General features: G+C 29.0%; 4 protein-coding genes and 1 tRNA gene. 2 read left to right on the top strand and 3 right to left on the bottom strand.

The window, feature by feature from the left end; translation table 11 throughout:
* Positions 1–134: 134 nt before the first annotated feature.
* Together RXO53_RS07750 and RXO53_RS07745 are read left to right on the top strand one after the other, a co-directional pair.
* On the top strand, positions 135–1604 hold the full coding sequence (locus RXO53_RS07750; RefSeq protein ID WP_410713652.1) for an alkaline phosphatase family protein: 1470 nt from the start codon (positions 135–137) through the stop codon (positions 1602–1604).
* Between the two features lie 218 nt (positions 1605–1822).
* A tRNA-Gly gene (locus RXO53_RS07745) sits at positions 1823–1898 on the top strand.
* 92 nt (positions 1899–1990) lie between these two features.
* Here RXO53_RS07745 and RXO53_RS07740 read toward each other — a convergent pair.
* From RXO53_RS07740 to RXO53_RS07730, 3 genes are all read right to left on the bottom strand, one after another.
* Positions 1991–2785 carry an ARMT1-like domain-containing protein gene (locus tag RXO53_RS07740; protein WP_410713651.1) on the bottom strand — a complete coding sequence of 265 codons (795 nt, stop codon included), beginning with the start codon at positions 2783–2785 and terminating at the stop codon, positions 1991–1993.
* A complete protein-coding gene (locus tag RXO53_RS07735; RefSeq protein ID WP_410713650.1) occupies positions 2778–3797 on the bottom strand; it encodes a pyridoxal-phosphate-dependent aminotransferase family protein in 1020 nt (339 codons plus the stop codon). The genes RXO53_RS07740 and RXO53_RS07735 overlap by 8 nt, the downstream gene beginning before the upstream one ends.
* The coding region (locus RXO53_RS07730) for an NAD(P)-dependent oxidoreductase (protein ID WP_410713649.1) at positions 3794–4557 on the bottom strand (764 nt) is incomplete at its 5' end. The genes RXO53_RS07730 and RXO53_RS07735, both read right to left, overlap by 4 nt.

Raw genomic sequence — 4557 nt, 5'->3', positions numbered from 1 at the left:
GTTTGCTTAGGATTGGGTTACATTTGTCTATGTTACTCTAGAAGAAAATTCTTTATTTAATCTTTTTAAAAATTTATGTCCCTAGAAAGGGCAAAGTTTTTGTTTTTATTATCATATTTAATATTAAAATTTAAATGGCTGATATTAAAAAGAAAAGGGAAGTAAAAATGAAATCAATAATGCTTGGCCTTGATGGACTATCCCCTCAAATACTCAATAATGCGCTAACAAAAATTGAACTTAAAAGCTTAAGAAAAATTATTAAAAATGGGCAATTAAATGCTTTAATTTCAATCCCACCTGTAACACCGATAGAATGGACAAGCATAGCAACAGGTGTCAATCCAGCAAAACATGGAATATGGGGTTTCACAAAAATTTATAATAATAACGGAAAACCTATGTGGAGATATTATCAAAGCTTTGATGTCAAATTTCCTAGAATTTTTGAAATAACTGCGTTTAAAGGTTTAAGCACATTATCAATAAATTACCCTTTAACATGGCCGATTAATGGAAATTGGTATACTAAAAATTTGGATTTGATAACAGATACCTTAATAGCTCCAAGAGTAGAAACCAATTCAGATTTTTTGAAAAAATTTTTAAAGTATTTTAATCCTGCATTAAATCCTTATGAGAAAACAAAATCTTATATTGACGGTCTACAAAAAATCTTAGAAGAAAAAGATTATGACTTTGCTTCAATAATTTTGCCTTTCCCTGATCAAACATTTCATAAAGATCCTCACGAGGTTTTAAATGTTAAGAAAAAATCAAAAGAAATATGGGAAATGATAGATTCTTTGCTTTACGAATTAATGCGCAAATGCCAAAATATTTTTATAGTTTCCGATCATGGACTTGGCGCTTATAGATACTATGCTAACCCATTGATACCATTAATAGAGAAAAAGACGAGAGAAAAAGATCTCATTACAGCCTTCTATACTATAAATGACAAGTTATCACTGTACTTCAATATACCTATAAGATTTATTATAAAGAAAACAATAGTAAGACGGTATTTCAACATTATTAGAGAAAGAAATGAACTTTATAAGTTAAGCCAAAAAGAGGCTTGGGAAGGCTATGAAACTGAAATGGATAAGCTTAGTCCGTCTTATGATATGCACGATCCGGCAGATGTATGGGTTACCTATTTTAGAAATGATAAAGAAAGAGATATATTTATAAAATTAATTGAAAAAGATGAGGTTTCAAAATATATCAAAATTATAAAAAGTGAAAAAATGTTTAGAGGACCTTTTTATCCAGAATATCCCTCAGCAATTATAATGCCAAAGTTTCCAAATAATATTTACCTTGATTTTTCTTTGCAACCGCTATCTTTTTCTAGACTAAGAATAGACATCAGAACAAATCATCATATATACGGTGTGTTTCTAGCCTATGGAGATAAAATTAAAGATGAAAAAATGGAATTAAAAAATCCGCTATCAAATTATGATGTTACCCCTACAATTTTATCTTCTATGGACTTACCTATCCCCAAGGGTACAGACGGAAAGAGTTTAATAGAAAATAACCAATACTACCCATATGATGTTGCTATAAAAATTAAAAAGATGAAAAATAACTAACCTGCTGGTAGAGTTGAAGAGCGAAAGTTTATAATTTATTAAATTAAATATATTAATTTTGCATTTATTTATAATATAAAATCCTATAAATCTTAATAATGAAAAATTTTTCTGACCTCGTCTAAATTGCTTTTAAATGCAATAATAAATTAAATGATTTATTGTGCAATATAAAACCAGTAAAAATAAAAACGGGTTAACTTTAAACAATAGTATGGGCGGCGGTAGTCTAGCCTGGATTAGGACGCTGGCCTTCCAAGCCAGAGGTCCCGGGTTCGAATCCCGGCCGCCGCATATTTTTATTTTTTGAAAACCTAAACATGCGATAATAAGCAATCTAATAGACTATAACTCCTTAAGCATAAATAAAAATTTTTAGCAAATAATTAAGTTTTAAAAATTTTTAGCAAATTTTCGCTGTTTATTATTATTGGCGTATTCTTCTTTACGTTAAACTTATCTGCTAAAACAAAGCATTTTGCTCTAAACAAATGAAGAGTTCTTAGCCTATGGTCTGAAAACAAATAAGCCTCTAAATTAGCAATACCTTTTGCTATTAAAAAACCATTACTTATGTTTCTTAATGGTGAATAATTACCGTTTGTAACTATATCGGGAATTATTTCATCTTTTATAGAAACGTCTATCTCATAGCTTTCTCTTCTCATCACTGTTCTAACATTATAGCCATTTCTAATTAAAGATTCTTTTAAAAGCAAATCAATATAGACTTCTCCGGAATTATCTAACACCAAGTATATAATTTCATTTTTTGGTATATTTATATCACCAAATAATTTGGGTTCATCATATAACGCATTATTTATATTAATAGGCTCATAGCCTAAAACATTTGAGTCTAATATATTAGCCGCTGCTGAAAATTTCAATGCCATGTTTACGTCCCAATTATTTTTAATTAACTCATCCCTTATTGATAAAGAAACTTTTTTTCCAATTTTATTTAACTTATTTTTTAAATCGTTATAAGGATCTTCATTTTTTACCAACTTCTTTATGTAGTTAAAAGTATCAACAAATAGTTCATCTCTATTTTTGCCAGTCTTTAAATTATTTGAAATTTCTTCTAATAGATCTGGTATTTTATCATCATACCCCAATCTAATCAAGTCACTAACTCTACTTTCGATTAAACAAAGTTTGCATCTTTTATCAATCATAATTATTAATTACCTCCGCAACCTTTTTTACATCATCTAAACTTACATCCCCCATTACCCCTATCCTAATAATGCTGTTAGATAAGTTTCCCATACCTGATGCTATAGTGTATCCCTTGTTTTTCAAGCTTTCTATTATAGCCTTGGTATTATTTGTATAAAACGCTGATACTGTATTGCTACCAAATTTTTCTTTTGCAACGGGCTTTAATTTAACTAGGTTCCTTAAATAATCCGTTCTCTCTTTATGTATTTCTGCATATTTATCAATGCCTACTTTTAAAATGTAGTTTGTTGAATAATCCAAGCCCATAATAACATTTATTGGTGGAGTATATGGAGTCTCAAGCCTTTTCTTCATATCAATAAATTTATTTAAATTCATACTAGGTGGTAATTTATCAAAATTCCTCGGTTTAATACTGTAAAATATTATTGATGCTCCTGGAATTGACATAAATGCTTTATGTGACGCTGTTGCTATAACATCGATATTTTTGCTTATTCTTTCAGCAGGTATTCCAGATACGCTATCTACCAACAAAATAGCATTTAATGACTTAGCTAAATCTTGTATCTTCTCTATATACCTATTAGCAACTCCTAGGCTAGTTTCGTTATGAACCATAGCTATTGCCTTTAAATCATTAATCTTTTTACTATAATCTTCAATTATATCTGGAGTTACAACATCTCCAATTTCACTTTTTATTATATGCAATTTGACGTTTCTTGAGATTAATGATTCGCCTAATCTTCTGCTAAATTCGCCTATATCTATTAATATAACATCCTCATTGGGATTAACGTAATTATACACCATTGTATCAATTGAAAAAGTGCCTGTTCCAGGTAATATAAGAACTTCCTCTCCAACAATTTTTTCCATTTTTTCAATAACTGATGAAAAAATTTCCTTAAATTCACTAGACCTATGAAAATAAGGTTGATTTTTAATGTGATTTAGTACATCCTTTGGAAGTTGTATTGGCCCTGGCGTCAAGTATTTCATTTACTTGAAACCTCCTTTAAAATATTTGTAACAAATTCTTCTGTCAGCCTATCCATGGCTTCAAAAGTTTCAGAACCTATATGTGATGTTACTATTACTTTATCGTTTTTAATTAATTTTCTAAATATTTCATCTTTAGGGGGTTCTTGCTCCAAGACATCCAATCCGATACCTTTAAATTTGTCTAAACTATCTAATAATGCCTTTGTATCTATAACTTCTCCTCTGCTTGTGTTTATTATTATTGAATCGTTTTTAATTAAAGAAATTGTTTTATAATTTATCATATGATAAGTTAAAGGAGTTAAAGGGACGCTTAATGAAATTATATCACTATTTTGAAGTAAATAATCTAATGAAACCTGCTTACCTTCATACTTTTGAACTTCTTGATTTACATCTATAATATCGTTTGCCAATATTTTCATGCCTAACTGATAGGCATATCTTGCTGTAACTCTACCAATTCTTCCAAAACCTATTATTCCTAGAGTTTTTCCATCTACTTCATTACCTATAATTTTTCCTTTAGGCCATTCTCCATTTTTTACTGAATCGATTATTTTGTATAGTTTTCTTTCTAAAATAAATATCATTGATATAATTAATTGAGCAACACTTTTGCTTGGTGCATTTGGCGCATTTATAATTTTTATGCCCTTTTTCATTGCATATTCAATATCTACATTATCCAAACCTACTCCAAACCTAGCTAAATATTTTAATCTATTTGAGCTATCTATTATTTCTTTGTCTATTT

The organism is Caldisphaera sp. (genome assembly GCF_046536515.1).
GTDB lineage: Archaea > Thermoproteota > Thermoprotei_A > Sulfolobales > Acidilobaceae > Caldisphaera.
This window is presented reverse-complemented; position numbering and strand designations above follow the sequence as displayed.

Bases quoted from the DNA above. Each gene is read 5' to 3' on its own strand.
- RXO53_RS07750 (WP_410713652.1), top strand. From the start codon at position 135: ATGGCTGATATTAAAAAGAAAAGGGAAGTAAAAATGAAATCAATAATG.
- RXO53_RS07740 (WP_410713651.1), bottom strand. From the start codon at position 2,785: ATGATTGATAAAAGATGCAAACTTTGTTTAATCGAAAGTAGAGTTAGT.
- RXO53_RS07735 (WP_410713650.1), bottom strand. From the start codon at position 3,797: ATGAAATACTTGACGCCAGGGCCAATACAACTTCCAAAGGATGTACTA.